The following is a 22,516-nucleotide window of genomic DNA, read 5'->3' as shown; positions in this document are numbered from 1 at the left end:
TAAAGACCTCCCCCTCCCCTCGCGGGAGGGGGCAGGGGGAGGGGGTCGCGCCGGTCGAGCAATCTCGGCGGGAGCGGTACCCCGCATCGACAACCCCCTCCCCCTACCCCCCTCCCGCAGGGGGAGGGGGGACTGATCTGAGGCGGCCCTGCCCCCGCCCCTCTCCTCTTCCACAGCCCGGAAGACGCCATGACCTCGATCCAGACTGACGCCAGGATGCCGCAAGGCCGGTCCCCCCTGCCCGCCGGCGACGAGCGGGTGCGCTCGGTCTCGCTGCTGTCGCGCCTGCTGTCCCGCCCCGAGCTCGGCGCCATGGCCGGCACCGTGCTGGTGTTCGTGTTCTTCGGCATCACCGCCGGCAGCTCCGGCATGTTCAGCGCCGACGGCATCTCGAACTGGCTGGTGGTCTCGGCCCAGCTCGGCATCCTCGCGGTCGGCGCCAGCCTCTTGATGATCGCCGGCGAGTTCGACCTGTCGATCGGCTCGATGATCGGCTTCGCCGGCATGATGATCGCCATCCCGACCGTGTTCTTCGGCTGGCCGGTCTGGCTGTCGCTGGTCTTCGCCTTCAGCGGCGCCCTGGCGATCGGCGCCTTCAACGGCTGGCTGGTGGTGCGCACCGGCCTGCCCAGCTTCATCGTCAGCCTGGCCTTCCTGTTCATCCTGCGCGGCATGACCATCGCGCTGTCGATCCTGTTCACCAACCGCACCATCGTCGGCGGCGTCAAGGACCCGGCGGCCGCCGACTGGCTGGCGCCGCTGTTCAGCGGCACCGTGCTGGACGGGCTGTTCCGCTGGATGGGCAGCCAGGGGCTGATCGAGACCTTCCCCGACGGCAGCCCGCTGGTGCCCGGCCTGCCGGTGCTGGTGGTGTGGTGGGCGGCGCTGACCCTGTTCGGCGCCTGGATCCTGCTGCGCACCCGCTTCGGCAACTGGATCTTCGCGGTCGGCGGCGACCAGGTGGCCGCGCGCAACATGGGCGTGCCCGTCGCCCGGGTGAAGATCCTGCTGTTCATGGGCACCGCCTTCTGCGCCACCGTCTTCGCCGCCTGCCAGGTGATGGAATTCGGCTCCGCCGCCGCCGACCGCGGCCTGCTGAAGGAGTTCGAGGCCATCATCGCCGCGGTGATCGGCGGCACGCTCCTGACCGGCGGCTACGGCTCGGTGATCGGCGCCGCCTTCGGCGCGCTGATCTTCGGCGTGGTGCAGATGGGCATCTTCTATTCCGGCGTGAACACCGACTGGTTCAAGGTGTTCCTCGGCGCCATGCTTCTGCTGGCCGTGATCGTCAACAACTACATCCGCCGCAAGGCGACGGGAGGCCGCTCGTGATCGACCGTACCAGCACTCCTCTGATCGAACTCCGCTCCGTCTCCAAATACTTCGGCTCGGTGGTGGCCTTGAAGGACATCGCCATGTCGGTCCGCGCCGGCGAGGTGCTGGCCCTCCTGGGCGACAACGGCGCCGGCAAGTCGACCCTGATCAAGACCCTGGCCGGGGTGCACCAGCCCAGTTCGGGCCAGGTGCTGGTCGAGGGCCGCGAGGTCAAGTTCCGCTCGCCGCGCGACGCGCTCGACCACGGCATCGCCACGGTCTACCAGGATTTGGCGATGGTGCCGCTGATGAGCGTGACCCGGAACTTCTTCATGGGCCGCGAGCCGACGGTGGGCTGGGGCCCGACCCGGCGCATGGACATGCACAAGGCCAATGCGGTGGCTCTGGACGCCATGCGCCAGATCGGCATCGACGTGCGCGACCCCGGCCAGGCCGTGGGCACGCTGTCGGGCGGCGAGCGGCAATGCGTCGCCATCGCCCGCGCGGTGCATTTCGGCGCCAAGGTGCTGATCCTGGACGAGCCGACCTCGGCGCTCGGCGTCAAGCAGGCCTCGGGCGTGCTGCGCTACATCGTGCAGGCGCGGGCGCGCGGGCTCGGCGTGATCTTCATCACCCACAACGTGCACCACGCCTACCCCGTGGCCGACACCTTCACCCTGCTGAACCGCGGCAAGTCGCTGGGCACCTTCCCCAAGAGCGAGGTCACCCGCGAGCAGGTGCTGGAGATGATGGCCGGCGGCCAGGAGCTGGCGAGCCTGACCGCCGAACTGGCCGAGTTCGACCGCAGCGACGCGGCGGCTTAGGCCTGTCGGGTCCCCCGACCCTCAATTCCTGAGTCCCCCCTCCCGCAGGGGGAGGGGGCTAGGGGGAGGGGGCGGCGCCGCCAGAGGGATGCCGCCCCTGCTCCCCGCATCGACAACCCCCTCCCCCTACCCCCTCCCGCAGGGGGAGGGGGGACCAGAAAAACCGGACAAGGGTCTGACATGACCACCAGCATCGGCGTCGGGCTGATCGGCACCGGCTTCATGGGCGAATGCCACGCGCTGGCCTTCCGCGCCGCGCCCGCCGTGTTCCGCACCCGGCTCGGCGCGCGGCTGGAGGCGGTGGCCGACATCGACGCCGGCGCCGCCCGGCGCGCCGCCGACCGCTTCGGCTTCGCCCGCGCCACCGGCGACTGGCAGGACCTGCTGGCCGACCCCAAGATCGACCTGGTCGCCATCACCTCGCCCAACCTGCTGCACAAGCCGATGGCGCTGGCGGCGCTGCAGGCCGGCAAGCATGTCTATTGCGAGAAGCCGCTGGCCCTGAACGCCGCCGACGCCGCCGAGATGGCCGCGGCCGCCGCCCAGGCGGGTGTCCATACCATGGTCGGCTACAACTACCTGCGCAGCCCGGCGGTGGCCTTCGCGGCGCAGCTGATCCGCGACAGCGCCATCGGCCGCGTCACCTATTTCCGCGGCGTCAGCGACGAGGACTACATGGCCGACCCCGCCGTGCCGATGTCGTGGCGCTGCCGGCGCGACCAGGCGGGCAGCGGTGCCCTGGGCGACATCGGCTCGCACATCCTCAGCGTGGCGCTGCACCTGGTGGGCCCGGTGGCCGAGGTCTCGGCCGACCAGAAGACGGTGATCGCCGAACGCCCGCTGCCCGCCGCCGGCGAGGGCCGCGAGCGCCGCGACGGCGCCGCCGCCACCACATCGGGCACCGCAACGGTGGAGAACGAGGACCAGACCCACGCGCTGCTGCGCTTCGCCGACGGCACCATGGGCACGGTGGCGACCAGCCGCGTCGCCTGGGGCCGCAAGAACCACCTGGCCTTCGAGGTGTTCGGCACCGAGGGCGCCATCCTGTTCGACCAGGAGCGGATGAACGAGCTGCAGCTCTACGACCGCGCGCTGGCCCCGGGCGACCGCAACGGCTTCCGCACGGTGCTGACCGGCCCGGCCCACCCGCATTACGGCGCCTTCAGCCCGGCGGCCGGCCACGGCCTGGGCTTCAACGACCTCAAGGTGATCGAGGTGGCGCAGTTGCTGGACGCCATCGCCGGCGGCCCGGCCGCCTATCCCGATTTTGCCGCAGCCGCGGCGCTGGAGCGGGTGAGCGAGGCGATCGGCCGGTCGGCGGCGGAGCGGCGGTGGGTGGGGGTGGAGAGCTAAGGCCGGACCACATCGCTTAGGCGCCTACACATGGATTGATCGGTTTGAGAAATGCAATAAAATCCGATACTCATTCATCTAAAGCAACATGTAGTGCTGGATTTATAACGTATTGCGCTTCTCCTCCCAGTACTCGTATCTCAGCATCCAGGCGTTTCATGTTATACTCATAATCGTACACGTATTTTTCCTGACCACTTTTTGTCAAAATCCCGAGGACGCCATACCATGTCAACAATCTAAAAGCATTATCTAGATCTATGTCTAAAAGTCCGAAATCCTTTAAGTATTTTATTACAGAATCTCTATTAAGTACTCTCTCGGTTCCAACCAGAGAATATAATAGATCAGCCGACAGTCCAGATACGTCTCGAATCTCGTATCCAAAATCATTTACGAGATAATATGAATGCTGGCGCACAGCGTCTATGCAGTCATTTTCAACTACTTTTGAATTTCCTCTATTGATTGCGTTCGCTATGGCGTTTTCTATAATATTTATGAGAAATCGCGGCCTCATTAAGCAATGATCAACAAAATATTCAAATGAGTCTCGATTTTTTACTGTCGATTCAAAATATTTATCCCATATATCAGAGAAACTTATCTTATTATCTCGTAATGAAGATTGCATTCTTCTAAATATCACCTGTCTCAATTTTGCGCGATCGGTCCAATCTATTCTAGTTTGCCCAGATTTTCCTCGATCGGGAGTTTCTTCTACAAGAAGCTCATAAATATCATTGCGCAGAAAAACAACCGAAAAAAATTCTCTTCCATGCGCATCGAAATCTCGGCGTATCTTATCAAGAGATTCTATTAGCAACCTCACCAATCTAATATCAAAAGCATCAACTCCGCTAGCCGGCCAACCTTTATCTATATTATCAAAAAGCAAAATAATTTTTGAATGACCATCTGTATGTTTTTGCACGAGAGATTTGACTTGTGATATCCCGTCCTTAAATATTATATTTGTCAATCTCTCGGGGGATAGAGTTTCTCTTCTCGATGTCGCTCTTTCTATCTCTAGAAGGATAAAAGTTCCAAGCCTATTTATTCTGGAGGTGAAATCACCACTATCATTGAATTCAAACTTTGCGATTGTCTCATCTATCTCACGCGTTATAGCGAGAGATTTGCTATCGTTTCTGGCTCTTACGGAGTGATATTTCTTAATTGCAAATAGTATCTCGGTCAACATCACAAATTGCCAAAAAGCTGCCAACGTATGTTCAAATACACCAGAGCCAACTAATTTAAGTAACTCCTCTCGAAATAAGCTGAGCTGATGAGATTCAGGCTTAAGATCCGTTACTATTGAAGATTTATCTTGGCGCAATTTATCGCGCACACGAAAAAATATGGCAGTCTTCCCAGATCCTTTCCGCCCAGCAACTATATTGATTTCCCCTCGTAAAGTTTTCCCAAACTCTGCTGTCTCTACAAAATACTCCTCCAGGGTGCGAAATTCATTCTCCGCAGCGGAAGCACCAAGGGTGAGTCGCTGAAGGGCACTTTTATCAGTACGTATATAAGTTTTCCCAATTGATTGGGTAGCTAATAAAGCATTCTTGCTAAAATCTATAACCGAATCTGTGACATCTCCCTCACTTCTGACAGATAAGATAAAATCCCGATAGTCAGCCGGGTTAACCTGGTCTTGCCGCTCCAGTTGGATTAAAAGAGCCTGTCGTCCTAAACCATAAGCCAGGCCAGACAAAAATGCGGCTCGTAGATTGTGACGTTGCGCATCGTCTACGTGATCGGCCAATATCGGAATGATTACTCCAGATGATGAGGTGACCTCTCCAATGATCGGGACAGTTGAGAAACGCGGCACCTCAGCAGGATCGAAGCTTCTATAAAATACTCTGGAGCTTTTAACGGCAGAAACAATAGCATTTCTAAAATCGGTTTTCCGATAAGAATCTAATAAGAATAATGGCTGCTGAAAATTCACCGGCCTCGAATATAAATCAATCAAATTTGTTGATGGCAAATTTCTCATAATTTGAGTTAGCTGCAAAGAATTATCGTACGTTTTAAATCCTATATTATCAAAAAGACCATCTCGCTGTATTTCAGAGACTACGTTTGCGAACGAAGTATTTATAACTGGCGCTACCGTTTTTCCTTGCCCAATGGCAAATCCTGCTTCATAATAAACATTCATATTAGGTTTTGTTATATCACATATAAGAATATCCGCTTCCTGTATTTCGGATTTTATCTCATCAGGTATAGAAGCTCCGAAAACCTCCATCTGAGGCCAAATTTGGACTGATATATGATCATCGGAGCGTTTTATGGCCTCGGCAGCTGCCTTGATTGGAGCCGTAAGATCGTTCGGAGTACTCGGAAATGCAAAAAAAGCCTTCCTGAATTTGGTAGACATTTATTTCGTCCCCCCTCTATTCCGACAGAATAGGCATCAAGCGGTCCGCCCGTAAACCCGCACCGTCAATATATGTCATTCTTCGGGATTGGGAGGGCGCGGACCGGAAACAACCAGCCCTAGGCGCATAGGAGAAACTTAGTGAGCCCCTTCACCCCGGCCCCATCCCCTTCTCCGTCAATTCCCTGATCGCCTGGTCAGTCTTTTCCAGGTGCAGCAGCCCCATGCCGCGCAGCACGTCGGGGGCCTTGGTGAACTGGATGGCGTCGTAGCCGACGATCTCGATGCGGTTGCCCCAGGGGTCGAGGAAATCCAGGAACCGGCCGGGCAGCACCGCCACCCCCGCCGCGTCCAGCGCCGCGCGCACCGCCGCCTTGTCGTCCACCACCAGCCCGACATGCCGCCCGTCGTCCGGCCCCTGGCGGCGGCCCTGCTGCAGCGCCAGGAACTGGTCGCCGAGGTCGATGAAGGCCATGGTCTTCGACCGGCCGCGCAGGGTGAAGTCGAACAGCCGGCCGTAGAACGCCAGCGCCGCGTCGATGTCGCCGACCTCGAGCGCGACATGGTTGAACCCGATGGCGCGCGCCTTGGCCGCCCCGGCCTTGGGCGCGCCCGCCTCCGTCGCCTCGGCCATCACGGTGTCCTCCGGTTGCCTGCGGCCCATGATACCGCCGCGGCGGGGCGGTGGCCAAGCCGGGCGGCTTTGTCCCGGCCCGGCCGCAGCCGGAGGCCGGAATGGCGCCCGGGCGCCCGCGTGGCCTCTCCCGCTTGCGGGACCTTTTCAGAATTCCCCTGCATCGTCTTGGAGGCTCGCAACGATATCGGCCGCAGTCAAAAAAGAGTCCCCCCTCCCCTTGCGGGAGGGGGTAGGGGGAGGGGGTTCTCGATGCCCAGAACCGGCCCGAACTCTGGCAATTTGGCTCCGACGGCGAAGCCTGTCCTTTACGCATTCGCGCGCGGGCGCGCGCAGACCCCTCCCCCTAGCCCCCTCCCGCAAGGGGAGGGGGGACAAGAAAAAAGCGGGCTCGGTCTATTCTGAAAAGCTCTCGCTTGCGGAAGAGGCCACGCGATAGGCCGGCAACAGCTCTGCCCCGCCCATTGCCGGCGCCGGCGGGAGCGCGCACCCTGGCCGGACGCGCGGAGGCAACCGCGGCCCAGGGGAGGTGACCGAGATGGCCGAGACGATCGGGATGGGCGGGCTGGTGCTGGAGTTCCTGCACAGCAAGGACGACACCGGCGGCAGCCTGGACATGTTCCGGATGATCGTGCAGCCGAACGCCCGCATGCCGGTGCCCCACTACCATGAGAGCTGGGACGAGGCCGTCTACGGGCTGGAGGGCACGCTGACCTTCCAGGTCGACGGCCGCGACGTCGCGGTCGGACCCGGGCAGTCCCTGTTCATCCCGCGCGGCATCGTCCATGCCTTCCGCAACGACAGCCAGGCGCCGGCCGTCTGCCTGTCGGTGCTGACCCCCGGCGTGCTCGGCCCCGGCTATTTCCGCGAGATGGCCGCCCTGATCGACAGCGGCGCGCCGGACCCGGCACGGATGAAGGAGGTCATGCTACGCCACGGGTTGGTGCCGGTGGTGCCCGCGCCCAAGGTCTGAGGGCGGCTCTCCCCCCTCACCCGGAAATCCTGCGCGGTTCCGGGTGAGGGGGTGGCTCCGGCCCCTCCCGAGAGAAGCCGATCGCCTTCGGCGACGGCGGCATGACGATCCCGCGCCAGTCATGGTCGCGCCGGGGGTGGCCTTTCGCGCCGGTCCTCGGCACAGTCGTGGCCGGGCATGAGCGGCGCATCCGGCGCCGGCCGACCCAGATGCGGAGACAGTCATGGCGACCGAGACGATCGTGAAGCTGGGGGCCCCCGGCGGCGAGCCCATCACCACCGACCTCGAAGGCTGGCGCGTGGTCGAGGGCAAGCCGACGATGAAGACCTGGGTGCAGCACAAATCGGCCGACGGGTCGATGATCTCCGGCACCTGGGAGGCGACCCCGGGCAGCTGGCACGCCACCTATGCCCGCTACGAATTCGTCCACATCATCCGCGGCCGCATCACCATCACCCCCGACGGCGGCACCCCGGTGCAGGTCGGCCCCGGCGACGCCTTCGCGGTCGAGCCCGGCTTCACCGGCGTGTGGCGGATCGAAGAGGCCGTGCAGAAGCATTTCGCCATCAAGCTCGCCTGACACCGGCCGGGAGTCGACCATGCCGTTCGAACTGCGCCCCGCCACGCGCGCGGATGCCAGGGACATCGCCGCGCTGTTCCGGATCTCCTCGGAGGGGGCGGCGGATTACATCTGGAGCAAGCTGGCGGCGCCCGGCCAGGACCTGCTGGAGGTCGGCACCGGCCGCTATGCCAGGGAGAACACCGACTTCTCCTACCAGAACTGCGTGATGGCGACGGCGGACGGGCAGGTCGCCGGCATGCTGCACAGCTATCCCATGGTGGCGGCCCCCGACCCCTCCCCGCCCACCGACCCGGTGCTGGCGCCCTATGCCCGGCTGGAGATCCCGGGCACGCTCTACATCTCCAGCCTGGCGCTGTACGAGGGCTGGCGGAACCGGGGGCTGGGCACCCGGCTGCTGGACGCGGCCCGGCAGCGCGCGGCGGCGCTCGGCCTCGCCGGCCTCAGCCTGATCGACTACGCCTCGAACACCGGCGCCCGGCGCTTCTACGAGCGCCACGGCTTCCGCATCGTCGGTTCCTGCACCATCGTGCCGCACCCGATGCTGCGGGTGACCGGCGAGGCCTATCTGATGCAATACCCGTGACCGGCGAGCGATAGGCGCAGCCCGCGCCCCTCTTCGTCATTGCGAGGAGGCGAAGCCGACGAAGCAATCCATGGCGCCGCTTGGGCTGCCCGATGGATTGCTTCGCTGCGCTCGCAATGACGATGTGGGGGTTGTGCGCCAGCGCGTAAACACTTTGTTCATTGCGCAAGCGGTTCGGTTTGTTCATGATATGTTCCATGAACGAGCCGCACTCCGTCACCGCAGGCCCCGACGCCGCCCCAGCCGATCCCGACCGGGATCGGGCGGAGCGGGGTGCGCAAAAACTCGACCGGCTGGCCGAGATGGCGATGGAGCAGGCGGAGATCATGCACCAGGCCCTGCTGGCCGCCGCCAAGGCCGATGACGCCGCCAGGGCCAAGGAGTTCGGGCTGGCCTTCGACCGTGCCGCCCGCGGCGTGCGCCGCGCGGTGGCGTTGCAGGCCCAGCTCGCCCGCCAGCGCCGCGAGGCGGCCGACAAGGCCGCCGCCGCCGGCCGCGCCCGGGCCGAGGACAAGACCAAGCGCCGCCACCAGGTGGCCCGCGCCGTCGTCTGCTCGCTCGCCGACGACCGCGGACCGGACACCGAGCAGGCCAAGGCCTCCGTGGCCGGGCTGTGGGAACGGCTGGTCGAGGACCCCGAGATCGACGCCGATCTCGCCTTGGCCGAGCATCCGCTGGAGGAGATCGTCTTCCACCTGTGCCGCGACATGGGCATCCACCCCGACCCGGCCTGGCTGGACCCGGGGTATTCCGGCGCCGACTGGGAGTCCTACCGGCTGCTGAAGCAGGACGATCGCGGCGCGGAGCAACCGCCCGACCCGGCCCCCGAAGCGCCCGAACCCGGCAAGCCCGCTCCGCCCGGCCGGAAACCGCCGCAGCCGGACAGCAGTTGAGCCGACAGGATGGTTGCGCTCATTTCGTCCATTCGCCGTCCATCCGCTCGACCGGCAGCACCTTCCTCACCCCCCTCCCCTTGCGGGAGGGGGTAGGGGGAGGGGTCTGCGCGCGTCCGCGCGCCGATGGCGCTTTGGCACCCGGCAATCGGCGGCGGGCTCCGGCCGGTTCTGGCCGGGAGAACCCCCTCCCCCTGCCCCCTCCCGCAGGGGGAGGGGGAGGACTCTCGTTCAATCTCGTCCCTCCCCCTCCCCGCCCCCACCACCCGAATACCCGGCCCCCGAACGGGCAGGTTTCCGAAACCGGCGGCGATCCCTATATTCACCCCGCCATGAACTCACTCGGTTTCGATAAGCCCCCGGCCGCGACCCGCGTCGTGGTCGCCATGTCCGGCGGCGTGGACAGCTCCGTCGTCGCGGCCCAGCTTGCCGAGCAGGGTTACGACGTCGTGGGCATCACGCTGCAGCTCTACGACCACGGCATCGCCATCCAGCGGAAGGGCGCCTGCTGCGCCGGGGCCGACATCTACGACGCCCGCACCGTGGCCGAGCGCATCGGCTTCCCGCATTACGTGCTGGATTACGAGAGCCGCTTCGGCCAGGCGGTGATGGACGATTTCGCCGACAGCTACCTGCGCGGCGAGACCCCGATCCCCTGCATCCGCTGCAACCAGCGGGTGAAGTTCCGCGACCTGATGGACACCGCCCGCGACCTCGGCGCCGACTGCCTGGCCACCGGCCACTATGTCCGCCGGGTCGAGGGGCCGGCCGGGCCGGAGCTGCACCGCGCCGTCGACGCGGCCAAGGACCAGAGCTATTTCCTGTTCGCGACCACGGCGGAGCAGCTGGGTTTCCTGCGCTTCCCGCTGGGTGGCAATCCCAAGGCCGCGACCCGGGCCGAGGCGGCGCGGCTGGGGCTGGTGGTGGCCGACAAGCCGGACAGCCAGGACATCTGCTTCGTGCCCGAGGGCCGCTACGGCGAGGTGGTGGCGCGGCTGCGCCCCGGCGCGGTCGGCCCCGGCGAGATCGTGCATCTCGACGGCACCGTGCTGGGCCGCCACCCCGGCATCGTCCACTACACCATCGGCCAGCGGAAGGGCCTGGGCATCGGCGGCCGCCGCAGCGACGACGAGCCGCTCTACGTCGTCCGGCTCGACCCCGAGGCGAAACAGGTGATCGTCGGCCCGCGCTCGGCGCTGGCCCGCCACAGCGTGGCGCTGCAGGAGCTGAACTGGCTGGACGTGCCGCCGGGGCCCGAGGGCCGGCTGGTCGAGGCCAAGCTGCGGTCGGCCCAGGCGGCGGTGCCGGCGACGGTCATGCTGACCGGCCCGGACACCGCGGTGCTGGAGCTGCATGCGCCGCAGCACGGGGTGGCGCCGGGCCAGGCCGCCGTGCTTTATGACGGCGACCGGATGCTCGGCGGCGGCTTCATCGCCCGGGCCGAACGCGCCGCCGCGTGACACCGATTCCTGGGGACAGAAAGGATCTTTTGCCCATGTCGCTCGACGCCCTCGCCGAAGCCGTGCGCGGCCGCGCCGCCGGTGGCCCCGCGCTCGACGCCCGCGTCAAGTTCGACCTCGGCGCCGACGGGTTCATCGTGCTGGACGGCACCGGCCCGGCCCCGGCCGTGACCATCGGCGACGCCCCGGCCGACGTCACCCTGACCATGAAGTCGGAGACGCTGCGGCGCATGGTCGACGGCAGTCTGAGCCCGACCATGGCCTACATGACCGGCAAGATCAAAGCCAACGGGTCCCTGACCGTCGGCATGAAGCTGGCGGCGCTGCTGGACGATTGAGGGTCCGGCCGGGCCGGGCGATCAGGCCCGGCCCAGCGCCGAGGCCGCGCGGCGATCGACCTTCCCCAGCGTGTTGCGCGGGATCGACTCCACCGCCTGCAGCGTCTCGGGGACCTTGTAGTCGGCCAGCCGCTCGCTGACATGGTCGATGATGCCGGGGAAATTGTCGTTGCCATGGCCGTCCGCCAGCTGCACCAGCGCCCGGACGCGCTGGCCCAGCACGGCATCGGGGATGCCGATCACCGCGGCGTCGCGCACCGCCGGATGCGACATCAGCACCAGCTCGACCTCCACCGGCGAGACGTTCACCCCGCCACGGATGATCATCTCCTTCTTGCGCGAGACGAACCACAGGTTGCCGTCCGCGTCCCGGCGCATCAGGTCGCCGGTATGGAACCAGCCGTTCCGCCGGCCGCTCTCGACCTGCCCCGGCCCGGTCCAGTAGCCGATGGCGATGTTCGGGCCGCGCAGCAGCAGCTCGCCGACCTGTCCCGGCACCACCGGCTCGCCGTCATCGTCGGCCAGGCGGAACTCGAGGCCGGGCAGCGGGGTGCTGACCGGGCCGTCGACCGGGCCCGCCGTCACCGCCCCCACCACCTCCGTCGCGCCCCACACCGACAGCAGGCGGATGCCGAAGGCGGCCCTGAAGCGCTGCTGCAGCTCGATCGACACGACATCGCCGGTCGAGATGAACACCTTGGCCGAGCTGACGTCGCGCGGCCGCCGCTTCTGCGCCTCGATCAGCTCGCCGAACATGTAGGCCATGCCGAGCACGAAGGTGCAGCGATGGCGCTCGACCACATCGAGGATCAGCTCGGGGTCGTAGCGCTCGATCAGCACGAAGCCCGCGCCGAGGGTGAGGCAGCGGACCGTGGTGAAGAAGCCGGACATGTGCGTCATCGGATTGGCGATCGCCAGCGTCACCTCGCCGTCCGGGACGATGGCCGCCGTCATCTGCATGGCGTGGGCCAGCGTGGCCTGGGAATGGGTGACGAATTTCGGCTCCGCCGTGGTGCCGGAGGTGCCGAGCAGGACCGCCGGCGCGTCGAGATCCACCGTGGCCGGCAAGGCCGGGCCGCCGGCGCCGTCGCGCGACCAGGCCTGGAAATCCCCGGGAGAATCGACCACCAGCCGCCGCTCGACCCGCAGGATCGACTCGTCGAGGCGGGCGATCCTCTCATGGAGATCTCGGTGGCCGATGTAGAAGGCCGGCGTCAGCCGGCGCAGCAGGGCCGCCAGCTCCGCTGTCTTCCATTCCGGCTTCAGCGGCACCGCGATGATGCCGGTGGCGAAGCAGGCGAAATAGCCGATCGCCAGCTCCGGCCCGTTCTTCAGATGGAAGGCCAGCCGGTCGCCAGGGCGCAGGCCCAGCCCCAGCAGGCGCCGGGCGACGCGCTCGACCTCGGCCGCGAAGCGACCCCGCGTCCAGACGTCGTCGCCGAACCGGAAGGCAAAGGCGTCCGGCGTCTCCGCCGCCTTCGCGGCCATGAGGCCGTGAAGCCCGGACGCGCCGGTCCCGGCGGCCAAGGCCGCCCAGATATCCTGATCCGCCATCTCATCATCCTCAAAGGAGGCATTGCGACGGTGGAAAGCTGGGCGCTCGCGATTGCACGATGATGTCGGCGCCCGGCTGATGGGTTACGACCGTAGCCGCCCCGCCCGCGACACTTCGATGGAAGCCGCAGCGTCCGCGCGCGACAGTCGCCCGCGCGCAGGGCATGGTCGGGCCACCAAGACCGAAGGAGGCCCTCATGTCCGCCACCGACCGCGCCAGCCCGCCGCTGAGCGACTACCTGCTGCTGGCGCTGCTGGCCACCCTGTGGGGCGCTTCCTACACCTTCATCAAGCTGGGCGTCGCGACGATCCCGCCGGTGACGCTGATCGCGGCGCGCACCGTCATCGCCGGCGGCGTCCTGCTGCTGGTGCTGCGGCTGCGCGGCATCCGCATGCCGGCCGACGGCCGGACCTGGCGGCTGTTCGGCTTCCAGGCGGTGATGAACAGCGTCATCCCCTTCACCATGATCGCCTGGGCCGAGACCAGCCTGGACGCAGGCCTGGCGGCGATCCTGAACTCGACCTCGCCGATCTTCACCTTCCTGATCACCTGGGCGGTGACCCGGCACGAGCCGGTGACCGGGCGCAAGCTGTTCGGCGTCGTCGCCGGGGTCGCCGGCATCACCCTGGTGATCGGGCTGGACGCGCTGGGTGGTGCCGGCCGGCAGCTGCTGCCGCAGCTCGCGATCGTGGCCGCCACCGTGTGCTACGCCGTCGCCGCCATCTTCGGCCGCAACTTCAAGGGGCTGGACCCGATGGTCCCGGCCGCGGGGTCAATGCTGTCCGGCGCCGCCATGCTGATCCCCCTGAGCCTGGTGCTGGACCGGCCCTGGGCGCTGGCGCCCTCCGCCAGCTCGGTCGGCGCGCTGCTGGGCCTGGCGCTGGTCTCGACCGCGCTGGCCTTCGTCATCTACTTCCGGCTGCTGGCGTCGCTCGGCTCGGTCGGCACCATGGCGCAGGCCTATCTGCGGGTGCCGGTCGGGGTGGCGATCGGCGTGGTCTTCCTGGGCGAGACCCCGGCCTCGACCGCGATGATCGGGCTGGTGCTGGTGGTCCTCGGCGTCGCCGCCATGACCCTGCCGGGGCGCAAGACGGCCAAGGCCCAGCCGGCCTGAGGCCTCAAGCGACCTCCCGCCCCTCGCTGGCCTCGAGGATGGCGAACCACTGCTGGCGGTCGAGGGTGATGTCCAGGGCGCCCACCATCGCCGCCAGCCGCTCCGGCTTCAGGCTGCCCAGCACCGGCACCAGCCGGGCCGGGTGGCGCAGCAGCCAGGCCAGGGCGACGGCCGACAGGTCCCGCCCGCCGGCCACCGCTTCCAGCGCCGCGCGCACCGCCTGCTCCCGCGCGCCGGTGCCGGTGAACAGGCTGCCGCCGCCGAGCGGCGACCAGATCATCGGCGCGTAGCGCAGCCGCTGGGCGTGGTCGAGGCTGCCATCGACCAGCGGCGCGGTGCGCAGCACCGACATCTCGATCTGGTTGGTCGCCAGCGGGGCCGACAGCCGCGAGGCCAGCAGGTCGATCTGCGATGGGGTGAAGTTCGACACCCCGACCGCCCGGACCTTGCCGGCCTTGACCAGCCCGTCCAGCGCCGCCGCGGTCTCGTCCCCATCCATCAGCGGGTCCGGCCGGTGCAGCAGCAGCAGGTCGAGATAGTCGGTGCGCAGGTTGGCGAGCGACCGGTCGACCGAGGCGCGGATGTGGCCGGCGCTGGTGTCGTAATGCTTCAGCCGGTTCGCCGGGCGGTTGGCGGTGGCCAGCATGATGTCGCATTTGCTGACCAGCTCGATCGCCTCGCGCCGGCCGCCCCAGCGGGCCAGCCCTTCGCCGAAGGCTTCCTCGACCGCATAGCCGCCATAGATGTCGGCATGGTCGAAGCTGGTCAGGCCGAGATCGACTGCGCCGGCGATCAGCCGCGCCACCGCATCGGCGTCGGGCCGGGTCGGGCCGTCCAGCAGCCGCCAGGCGCCGAACACCAGCCGCGACAGCGTCGGCCCGCCCTCGGTCAGGACGATGCGCCGGTCATGAGCCATGGGATGGTCCCCCTCTGTGGCGGCGATGTCAGCCCGCCGGGCCGCCGACCACGATCGCGGTCGGGTCCTTGACCTCGAGGATCTTCGCGGCGGCGGCCTTGACCTGGTCCGCCGTCACCGCCTCGATCAGCCCGGGATAGCGTTCGATGAAGTCGCGGCCACGCCCGGCCAGCTGCAGCTGCAGCACGTAGCTGGCGAGGGCGTCGAAGGAGGCGAAGCCGAGCGGGTAGCTGCCGATCAGGTAGCTCTTGGCCTCGGCCACCTCCTGCGCGGTCGGGCCGTCCTTCGCCAGCCGGGCGATCTCGTCGCGGATCACCTTCAGGCTCTCCCCCGCCCGCGCCGCCTGGGTGCCGGCGGTGATGACCAGGACGCCGCTGCGCCGCAGCTGGATCAGGTTGCTGTCGACCGAATAGGCCAGGCCCCGTTGCTCGCGCACCGCGGTGTACAGCCGCGAGGTGAAGGTCGACCCGCCGAGGATGTGGTTCATCACGATCGACGGGAAATAGGCGGGATCGTCGCGGCGGGGCGCGGCGTAGCCGAGCTGGATCACCGCCTGCGACACCGGCATCGCCGCCGCCGTCTGACCGGCGGCGACGGCCTGGATCTCCGGCACGTCGCGGAGGGTGCTGGTCGCCGGCAGGTCGCCGAAGATGCGGTCGAGCGCCGGCCCCAGCGTCGCGGCGTCGATGTCGCCGACCACCGCCAGCCGCAGCCCGTCGCGGGCGATCAGCCGACGCTGGGCGCCGCGCAGGTCGTCCGGCCCGATCGGGGCGACCGTCGCCTTGGTGCCGATGGTCGGGCGGCCATAGGGATGGCCGGGGAAGGCAGCGGCCGACCAGCGGTCGTCGGCGATGGTGCCGGGGTCGTTCTCCTGGAAGTTCAGGTCGGCCAGCCGCCCGGCCTTGATCCGGTCGAGGTCGGCGGAGTCGAGCCGCGGCTCGGCCAGGGTCAGGCGCAGCAGCTCGAAGGCCGCGTCGCGTTCGGTGCTGAGCGTCTTCAGCCGGCCGGTGAAATAATCCTGCGAGCTGCCGAAGCCGAGCTGGATCGAGCGGTCGGCCAGCACCGCCTTCAGCCCGGCGGCGTCATAGGGCCCTGCCCCTTCCGTCAGCATGTCGCTGAGCAGCGAGGCCAGGCCGAGCTTGTCGTCGGGGTCCTGGGCGGACCCGCCGGCCATGGCGAAAGACAGGGTGATGACCGGGACGGTGTGGTCCTCCACCAGCCAGGCCTCGATCCCGCCGGGGCTGACCACCTTGTCGATGGTGGTCGCGGCGGCGGGGGAAGCGGCGGCGAGCAGGAACCCGAATGCGGCCAGGGCGGCGCGCAGCGGGTGGGCGAAGATCGGCTTCATCGGTATCGTCCTCGCTGGCGCTTCAGGGCTGCTTCGCCTCGCCCGCGGCCGGGGCCGGGGCGGTGGTCAGGATGCCGGTGACGGAGCGCGGCGGCTGCAGGTAGGTGCGCGCGACCTTCTGCACGTCGGCGGCCTGGACCGCGGCGATCCGCCCGGGCCAGTCCTGCACCTCGGAGATCGGGCGGCCCAGCGCCGCGGCCTCGCCGAAGGCCCGCGCCAGGGTCCCCGGGTCGTCCTGGCCGTAGACCGCGCCGGCCAGCAGGCGGCGCTTGGCGCGGGCCAGCTCCTCCTCCGGCACCGTGCCGTCGCGGATGTCGGCCAGCACCGCATCCATCGCGGTTTCCAGATCCGTCATCGTCACCCCGGCGCGCGGCACCGCGTAGACGGCGAAGGCGCTGTAGTCGAGCATGTCGGGGTCGTAGGAGGCGCCGGCCATCGCCGCCATGCTGTGGTCGGTCACCAGGGCGCGGTACAGCCGCCCGGTCTCGCCCGACAGCACCGCCGACAGCACCTGCAGCGCCGCGGCCTCCCCGGGCTTGCCGGAGACGCCGGAGGGGGCCAGGTAGTCGCGGCGCAGATAGGGCTGTCCGGCACGGGCGTCGGCCAGCTCGATCCGGCGCGGCGCCGGCGGCTGCGGCTCCTGCGGGCGCAGCCGCGGCGGCGGGTCGGCCCGGCGGCGGACGGGGCCGTAGATCTCCTCGGCCAGCTTGCGCACCGCCGCCGGCTGGACGTCGCCGGCGATCACCACAGTGGCGTTGTTCGGGGTGTAGAAGCGGTCGTAGAAGGCGATCGCAGTCTCGCGCCGCAGCGCCTGGATCTCCTCCGGCCAGCCGATCACCGGCGCCCGGTAGGGGTGGTTGAGGTAGAGGATGGCGTTCATCGCCTCGGCCAGCCGGGACGACGGCTCGTTCTCGATCCGCATCCGCCGCTCTTCCAGCACCACGTCGCGCTCGGCATTGACCCGCTTCTCCTCAAGCACGAGGTTCTGCATCCGGTCGGCCTCGTAGCGCATCACCCAGGGCAGGTTCTGCTTGGCCACCGACTGGAAGTAGGCGGTGTAGTCGGCGGTGGTGAAGGCGTTCTCGACCCCGCCCAGCGCCGCCAGCTCCTGCGAATAGCCGCGGGGTTTGGACGTGGTGCCGTGGAACATCAGGTGTTCGAGGAAATGGGCGATGCCGGACTGGCCCGGCGCCTCGTCCGCCGCGCCGACGCGGTACCACACCATCTGCGTCACCACCGGGGCGGAGCCGGACGGGATGACGATGACCTGCAGCCCGTTGTCCAGGGTGAAGCTCTCGGCCTTGGGCGCGATCCGGAAATCGGCCGGCAGCGGCGCGGGCGCGGCCTGCAGCGGCGAGGCGGAGGTCTGGGCGAAGGCCGGGGCGGCGGCCAGGGCTGCGGAAACGGCCAGCGCCGAGGCCAAGGCCGCAGCGGATCGGGCGAGGGAGAAGCGCATCGCGGTCATGCAGCCTTGGTAGCGGAAGCGGCGCCGGCACCGCAAGCAGGCCGGGCCTCCAGGAAGCGCGACACTGTGGCGGCAGCGTGACCGTCCGTCGAGGGTGCAAGAAAGGAGGCCGACGGAGGCGCCCCACGGCTTGACAGCAGCGGCGCCGGCCGCGTATACGCTCGGCCCCGATGGCTGGGTAGCTCAGTGGTAGAGCAGGGGAATCATAATCCCTTGGTCGGGGGTTCAAATCCCTCCCCAGCTACCAAGATTCGAACCGCGGAGCGCTGCGGTTCTCCCTTGCGAGACAAGGCTTCGAGGGCTGGACGGTGCCGACGCATCTTCCGGCCCTTTTCGTTTGCATCCGTTCCTTTGCCGGCGCTTCGCGGCATTCCTGCCTTACATCATTTGCCGAGCGAGTATGGGGCGCCGACGCCTTGGCGGGGCGACCAGAGCCGGCCATACCCAAAATGGAAGGTTTGTAAAGACCCCCATCCGGGTAATTTTTGGTTGATCTATTTCAATTGTAATGCACCATAAGTGCATTCAGCTCGTCTCACATTTAATGAGGTTTCGATCGTGGCCACGTTTACCGGCACCAATGGTGCGGAAATCCTTCCGGATCTTATCATCGGCCCCATCCAGGGCATCGGCAACGACTTCATCGATGCGCTGGGCGGCGACGACATCGCGATCGGCTGGTCCGGCGATGACGTGATCCGGGGCGGCGCTGGGGCGGACGTCATCATCGGCGGCCTGCTGAACGCCGCCGGCATCATCACCCTGTCGGGCATCGACGCGGCGGACTACACCACCTCCGTCGACGGCGTGACCATCGACCTTTCGGTGCTGCTCAGCCTCACCCTCCCGATCCTCGGCCTCAACATCCAGTTGACCGGCGCCTCCCAGGGCTTCGGCGGCGACGCCCAGGGCGACTGGCTGGTCGGCATCGTGAACCTGATCGGCTCCAACACCGGTGGCGACAGCCTCACCGGCAGCGCGGCCGCCAACACCATGAACGGCCAGGGCGGCGACGACACGCTGAATGGCCAGGGCGGCAATGACATCCTCCTCGGCGGCGCCGGGGACGACACCCTGATCGGCGGCGGCGGGGCCGATTCGCTGCAGGGCGGCGCCGGCACCAACGACACCGCGGATTATTCCGGCTCCGCCGCGCCGGTCACCGTCAACCTGACCACAGGCACCGGCAGCGGCGGCGACGCCCAGGGCGACACCCTGACCGGCATCGAGCGCGTGATCGGGTCGGCCGGCGACGACACCCTCATCGGCTCGGCCGGCAACGACACCCTCATCGGCGGCGCTGGGGCCGACGTCATCACCGGCAATGGCGGCGTCGATACGGCCGACTATTCCGGCTCGGGCGCCGGCGTGACCGTCGACCTGATCGCCGGCACCGGCACCGGCGGCGACGCCCAGGGCGACACGCTGACCGGCATCGAGAATCTGACCGGCACGGCGTTCGTCGACCACCTGTTCGGGGACGCATCGGACAACATCATCCTCGGCCTCGACGGCAACGACACGCTTCGCGGCGGGGCCGGGGCCGATGCCATCGATGGCGGCGCCGGATCGGACGTCGCCAACTACCAGGGCTCGGCGGCCGGCGTGAATGTCGACCTGCTGACCAACGTCAACACCGGCGGCGACGCCGCCGGCGACACGCTGGCCAACATCGAGAACCTGTACGGGTCGAGCCACAACGACGTCCTGACCGGCGACAACAACGCCAACGTCCTGGGCGGCGAACTCGGCGACGACACGCTCAACGGGAATGGCGGCAACGATGCCCTGAATGGTGAGGCCGGCAACGACATCATCGACGGCGGCGACGGCGACGACCGTCTCGTCGGTGCCGCCGGCACCGACACCATCACCGGCGGCACCGGCAACGACTCCATCGACGGCGGCGACGACAACGACACGGTCAACGGCGGCGACGGCAACGACGTCGTCTATGGCGGCGCCGGCGACGACACCCTGAACGGCAACAACTTCAACGACGTCCTGACCGGCGGCGTCGGCGCCGACCATCTCGACGGCGGCGACGGCATCGATGTCGCGGCCTATTCCAGCAGCTCCGCGGCGGTCAACGTCAACCTGGCGACCGGCGCCGTGTCCGGCGGCGATGCCGCCGGCGACACCCTGGCCGGCATCGAACAGGTCAGCGGCTCGGCCTTCAACGACGTCCTGACCGGGGACGACAGTGCGAACCGGCTGTGGGGCCGGGGCGGGGACGACGTCCTCACCGGCAGCGGCGGGGCCGACACCTTCCAGGGCGGCGCCGGCAACGACACCTTCGTCTACAACGCCGTCAGCGACAGCACCGTGGCGGGATCCGGCCGCGACGTGATCGAGGACTTCTCCACCGGCGACAAGATCGACCTGTCGCCGATCGATGCCAATGGCGCGGGGGCCGGCGACGGCGCCTTCACCCTCGGCACCGGCGCTTTCACCGGCACGGCCGGCGAGCTCCGGATCCTCCAGTTGCCGAACGGCTATCAGGGCGTCTTCGGCGACACCAATGGCGACAAGGTCGCCGACTTCGCCATCACCGTCCTGTCCGACCACACCCTGACCGCCAGCGACTTCGTTCTCTAACTCTCTGACCCCGCGGCCCCACCCTGCGATCCGCAAGGTGGGGTTGGCGCGGGGCGGTTGGCCATACGAAGCATCAAGGGCGGGACCGGTGCCGATGCATCGTCCCGCCCCTGGTGTTTGCATCCGTTCCCTTTCCTCGGCGTGCTTGGCGTCAGGCCACCGGCGGGATCGGAGGCATGGCAAAGAATATCGGCGTCAGCAGGGTGACGTTGACGGCCGCCTCGACGATGAACGCCGCACCGACCGAGAAGTTCATCGCCGCGCCGGCCGCAACCTCGATGGCCGCCCCTGCACCGATCTCCATGGCCGCCCCGGCGTTGATGGTCATGGCGGCCTTGCTGATGACCGAGACCTCCGTGGCGGTGATCAGGATCGACTCCGGCGTCATCTCGATGATGCTGGTCCCGACGCGGAGGGTGATCGACTCGGCGGCGGTGATGGTGATGGCGCCGGTCTCGCTGGTCAGGCTGTCGTTGCGGTGGGTGGTCACCGTGCGATCGTTTCCGATCGTGGCGTCCTGGTTGTGCTCGACCTCGATCTTGTGATCCTTCTGGGCGTGCAGCAGGACCAACTCCTGGCCCTTCTTGTCGTCGATCGAGAATTCGGAATAGTCCTGGGTGCCGCCCTGCAGGGTCGAGCGGCTGCGCATGCCGCTCTTGGTCTGTTCGGACGGGACCGGGAACACCGGCTGCATCACCTCGTTGTAGACCCCGCCCACGATCACCGGATTGTCCGGATCGCCGCTCATGAACGCGACCGCCGCCTCGGTCCCCACGCGCGGCAGGTGCTGCCAGCCCCAGGTGTTGCCCGCCCAGGGCTGGATCACCCGGACCCACACCGCCATGCCGGCCACCGTGTCCTTGCGGTGGTCGAACATCAGGCGGACCTTGACCCGCCCCAGCGGGTCGGCGTGGATCTCCTCACCGCCTTCGCCCAGGACGATGGCGGGAAAGATGCCGGCCATCACCGGCCGGGTGTTGCGGGCGTCCTCGCGCCACGGCGTCTTCTGCAGGAAGCAGGTGAAGCTGTTCTCGTAGCGCCCCTTCTCGGCGCCGGCGATCCAGGTGTCGTCGGCGGCCTGGTGGCGGACGGCCTGCACGGCGTATTCGATGCCCTCGGCCTGGGTGAACGGGTCCCGTGCCAGGGTGAAGCGGCGCCCCGGGGAGAATTCGTAGTCGCTGCCATGGCCGTGGCACAGGGCCGACCGGACCTCGGCATGCTGGATGCGGAACTTCGCCCGGTCGGCCGCGATCTGGTTCTCCGTGGTTAGCGCCGGCCAGTTGTAGACCTCGCGCTGGGCGGCGCCTGCGGTCGGCAGGGTGGTGTCCTCCCGCCCCTCCACCGGGGTGGTCGGCTTGGTCGGATCATAGTCCTGCAGCCAGACCTCGCCATGGGCGGTCGCATGCGATTCCTCCCACTGGTCGAACACGTCGACATTGTTGCCGGCGTGGATCACCCAGTGCGGCGGCACCGACACCGGCTGGAACGCCTCGTTGCCGTCGGTGATCACCAGAGTGTGCGTGGTCTTGGTGTGCTCGAAGAAATAGAACCAGCCGGTCTCCTGCAGCAGCCGCTGCGCGAAGGCCAGATCGGTCTCGTTGTACTGCGTGGTGTATTCGCGCACCGGCTTGTTGCGGTAGATGCGGAAATCGACCGGCTGGACGCCGTGCTCGTTGAAGATCTTCTCCAGGATCTCCTGCGCGTTCATGTTCTGGAAGATGCGGCTGTCCTCGACCTGGCTGAGGAACCACAGCCGTGGCACGACCTCGAGCCGGTAGGTCCAGCGGTCCCGCCGCGGCAGCCCGATGGATTCCATCCTGCGGACCAGGCCGTTGAAGAACCGGTCCTCGTTCCGCTGCGTCGCCGCGCTTTCCGTGCCGCCGCCTGACGACTGCTCCCCCCGGGGCGGCCTGCGGATGGTCAGTCCCACCGGCTGGTAGAGCAGCTCCTGCGGGTCGATGCTGCGCTCGCTGGAGACGACGGTCAGGGTCAGTTCGAACGGGCAGCTGAGCTCTTCCACCGCCTCCAGGGCAATGGCGTGCAGAGTCCCCTGCTGGACCGGCAGCGTGTCGTCGCCCAGGGGCGACGTGAGCAGCAACAACGGCTCGTTCCGACCACTCGATGACATTCGGCGCCCCTCGGATTCCCATGCGAACCGGAAGATGGC

The 22,516-nt window shown here is 67.3% G+C and carries 18 protein-coding genes and 1 tRNA gene; 12 read left to right on the top strand and 7 right to left on the bottom strand.

From position 1 onward, the window contains the following. Positions 1-189: 189 nt before the first annotated feature. The 3 genes from E9232_RS20830 (at position 190) to E9232_RS20820 (ending at position 3,491) form a co-directional block, all read left to right on the top strand. Positions 190-1,332 (top strand): ABC transporter permease, encoded by a 1,143-nt coding sequence (locus E9232_RS20830; protein WP_309797078.1) that lies wholly within the window; start codon positions 190-192, stop codon positions 1,330-1,332. Beyond that, complete coding sequence (locus tag E9232_RS20825; protein WP_309797076.1) at positions 1,329-2,138, top strand: ATP-binding cassette domain-containing protein; 810 nt, start codon at positions 1,329-1,331, stop codon at positions 2,136-2,138. The genes E9232_RS20830 and E9232_RS20825 overlap by 4 nt, the downstream gene beginning before the upstream one ends. Positions 2,139-2,318: 180 nt before the next feature. Next, positions 2,319-3,491: a Gfo/Idh/MocA family protein gene (locus E9232_RS20820; protein ID WP_309797075.1), complete on the top strand. Its 1,173-nt coding sequence runs from the start codon at positions 2,319-2,321 to the stop codon at positions 3,489-3,491. Between the two features lie 70 nt (positions 3,492-3,561). Here the strand turns inward: E9232_RS20820 and E9232_RS20815 are convergent, their stop codons facing one another. Then, a complete protein-coding gene (locus E9232_RS20815) occupies positions 3,562-5,889 on the bottom strand; it encodes a P-loop ATPase, Sll1717 family (protein ID WP_309797073.1) in 2,328 nt (775 codons plus the stop codon). Between the two features lie 151 nt (positions 5,890-6,040). Then, on the bottom strand, positions 6,041-6,523 hold the full coding sequence (locus E9232_RS20810; protein ID WP_309797071.1) for a VOC family protein: 483 nt from the start codon (positions 6,521-6,523) through the stop codon (positions 6,041-6,043). Positions 6,524-7,061: 538 nt separating this feature from the next. Between E9232_RS20810 and E9232_RS20805 the strand changes: the two genes are divergently transcribed. The 6 genes from E9232_RS20805 (at position 7,062) to E9232_RS20780 (ending at position 11,353) form a co-directional block, all read left to right on the top strand. Beyond that, positions 7,062-7,496, top strand: coding sequence for a cupin domain-containing protein (locus E9232_RS20805; RefSeq protein ID WP_309797069.1), 435 nt, complete (start codon positions 7,062-7,064; stop codon positions 7,494-7,496). 223 nt (positions 7,497-7,719) lie between these two features. Beyond that, a complete protein-coding gene (locus E9232_RS20800) occupies positions 7,720-8,076 on the top strand; it encodes a cupin domain-containing protein (RefSeq protein ID WP_309797068.1) in 357 nt (118 codons plus the stop codon). A gap of 19 nt (positions 8,077-8,095) precedes the next feature. Further along, positions 8,096-8,662, top strand: a complete 567-nt coding sequence (locus E9232_RS20795) for a GNAT family N-acetyltransferase (protein ID WP_309797065.1) — start codon at positions 8,096-8,098, stop codon at positions 8,660-8,662. A gap of 197 nt (positions 8,663-8,859) precedes the next feature. Continuing rightward, positions 8,860-9,555 (top strand): hypothetical protein, encoded by a 696-nt coding sequence (locus E9232_RS20790; RefSeq protein WP_309797063.1) that lies wholly within the window; start codon positions 8,860-8,862, stop codon positions 9,553-9,555. Between the two features lie 332 nt (positions 9,556-9,887). Next, complete coding sequence (mnmA, locus tag E9232_RS20785; RefSeq protein ID WP_309797062.1) at positions 9,888-11,015, top strand: tRNA 2-thiouridine(34) synthase MnmA; 1,128 nt, start codon at positions 9,888-9,890, stop codon at positions 11,013-11,015. Between the two features lie 35 nt (positions 11,016-11,050). Further along, positions 11,051-11,353: an SCP2 sterol-binding domain-containing protein gene (locus E9232_RS20780; protein WP_309797060.1), complete on the top strand. Its 303-nt coding sequence runs from the start codon at positions 11,051-11,053 to the stop codon at positions 11,351-11,353. A gap of 21 nt (positions 11,354-11,374) precedes the next feature. On the opposite strand, the gene E9232_RS20775 is transcribed toward E9232_RS20780, so the two are convergent. Continuing rightward, positions 11,375-12,907, bottom strand: coding sequence for a class I adenylate-forming enzyme family protein (locus E9232_RS20775; protein WP_309797058.1), 1,533 nt, complete (start codon positions 12,905-12,907; stop codon positions 11,375-11,377). A gap of 197 nt (positions 12,908-13,104) precedes the next feature. Between E9232_RS20775 and E9232_RS20770 the strand changes: the two genes are divergently transcribed. Then, complete coding sequence (locus E9232_RS20770) at positions 13,105-14,022, top strand: DMT family transporter (protein WP_309797057.1); 918 nt, start codon at positions 13,105-13,107, stop codon at positions 14,020-14,022. 4 nt (positions 14,023-14,026) lie between these two features. Here the strand turns inward: E9232_RS20770 and E9232_RS20765 are convergent, their stop codons facing one another. From E9232_RS20765 to E9232_RS20755, 3 genes are read right to left on the bottom strand one after another with little or no spacing between them, the layout of a single operon-like run. Then, positions 14,027-14,938, bottom strand: a complete 912-nt coding sequence (locus E9232_RS20765) for an aldo/keto reductase (RefSeq protein ID WP_309797055.1) — start codon at positions 14,936-14,938, stop codon at positions 14,027-14,029. Between the two features lie 28 nt (positions 14,939-14,966). Continuing rightward, positions 14,967-16,286, bottom strand: a complete 1,320-nt coding sequence (locus tag E9232_RS20760) for a M16 family metallopeptidase (RefSeq protein ID WP_309797053.1) — start codon at positions 16,284-16,286, stop codon at positions 14,967-14,969. Positions 16,287-16,308: 22 nt separating this feature from the next. After that, complete coding sequence (locus E9232_RS20755; protein WP_309797051.1) at positions 16,309-17,751, bottom strand: M16 family metallopeptidase; 1,443 nt, start codon at positions 17,749-17,751, stop codon at positions 16,309-16,311. Between the two features lie 172 nt (positions 17,752-17,923). Here E9232_RS20755 and E9232_RS20750 point away from each other — a divergent pair. Beyond that, a tRNA-Met gene (locus tag E9232_RS20750) sits at positions 17,924-17,998 on the top strand. A 311-nt stretch (positions 17,999-18,309) separates the two neighbouring features. Further along, entirely contained in the window at positions 18,310-20,349 is a 2,040-nt protein-coding gene (locus E9232_RS20745; RefSeq protein WP_309797048.1) for a beta strand repeat-containing protein, read from the top strand. 151 nt (positions 20,350-20,500) lie between these two features. Here the strand turns inward: E9232_RS20745 and E9232_RS20740 are convergent, their stop codons facing one another. Next, the gene (locus tag E9232_RS20740) at positions 20,501-22,450 is read right to left on the bottom strand and encodes a type VI secretion system Vgr family protein (protein WP_309797046.1); all 1,950 of its coding nucleotides are present in this window, start codon (positions 22,448-22,450) and stop codon (positions 20,501-20,503) included. Between the last annotated feature and the right edge of the window lie 66 nt (positions 22,451-22,516).

Origin of the sequence: Inquilinus ginsengisoli, from assembly GCF_031453975.1 — a bacterium.
Lineage (GTDB): Bacteria > Pseudomonadota > Alphaproteobacteria > DSM-16000 > Inquilinaceae > Inquilinus > Inquilinus ginsengisoli_A.
The sequence above is the reverse complement of the archived record's forward strand: the minus strand, read 5'-3'. Positions and strand labels throughout refer to the sequence as shown.

Bases quoted from the DNA above. Each gene is read 5' to 3' on its own strand.
- E9232_RS20830 (WP_309797078.1), top strand. From the start codon at position 190: ATGACCTCGATCCAGACTGACGCCAGGATGCCGCAAGGCCGGTCCCCC.
- E9232_RS20820 (WP_309797075.1), top strand. From the start codon at position 2,319: ATGACCACCAGCATCGGCGTCGGGCTGATCGGCACCGGCTTCATGGGC.
- E9232_RS20815 (WP_309797073.1), bottom strand. From the start codon at position 5,889: ATGTCTACCAAATTCAGGAAGGCTTTTTTTGCATTTCCGAGTACTCCG.
- E9232_RS20810 (WP_309797071.1), bottom strand. From the start codon at position 6,523: ATGGCCGAGGCGACGGAGGCGGGCGCGCCCAAGGCCGGGGCGGCCAAG.
- E9232_RS20805 (WP_309797069.1), top strand. From the start codon at position 7,062: ATGGCCGAGACGATCGGGATGGGCGGGCTGGTGCTGGAGTTCCTGCAC.
- E9232_RS20800 (WP_309797068.1), top strand. From the start codon at position 7,720: ATGGCGACCGAGACGATCGTGAAGCTGGGGGCCCCCGGCGGCGAGCCC.
- E9232_RS20795 (WP_309797065.1), top strand. From the start codon at position 8,096: ATGCCGTTCGAACTGCGCCCCGCCACGCGCGCGGATGCCAGGGACATC.
- E9232_RS20790 (WP_309797063.1), top strand. From the start codon at position 8,860: ATGAACGAGCCGCACTCCGTCACCGCAGGCCCCGACGCCGCCCCAGCC.
- mnmA (WP_309797062.1), top strand. From the start codon at position 9,888: ATGAACTCACTCGGTTTCGATAAGCCCCCGGCCGCGACCCGCGTCGTG.
- E9232_RS20780 (WP_309797060.1), top strand. From the start codon at position 11,051: ATGTCGCTCGACGCCCTCGCCGAAGCCGTGCGCGGCCGCGCCGCCGGT.
- E9232_RS20775 (WP_309797058.1), bottom strand. From the start codon at position 12,907: ATGGCGGATCAGGATATCTGGGCGGCCTTGGCCGCCGGGACCGGCGCG.
- E9232_RS20770 (WP_309797057.1), top strand. From the start codon at position 13,105: ATGTCCGCCACCGACCGCGCCAGCCCGCCGCTGAGCGACTACCTGCTG.
- E9232_RS20765 (WP_309797055.1), bottom strand. From the start codon at position 14,938: ATGGCTCATGACCGGCGCATCGTCCTGACCGAGGGCGGGCCGACGCTG.
- E9232_RS20760 (WP_309797053.1), bottom strand. From the start codon at position 16,286: ATGAAGCCGATCTTCGCCCACCCGCTGCGCGCCGCCCTGGCCGCATTC.
- E9232_RS20755 (WP_309797051.1), bottom strand. From the start codon at position 17,751: ATGACCGCGATGCGCTTCTCCCTCGCCCGATCCGCTGCGGCCTTGGCC.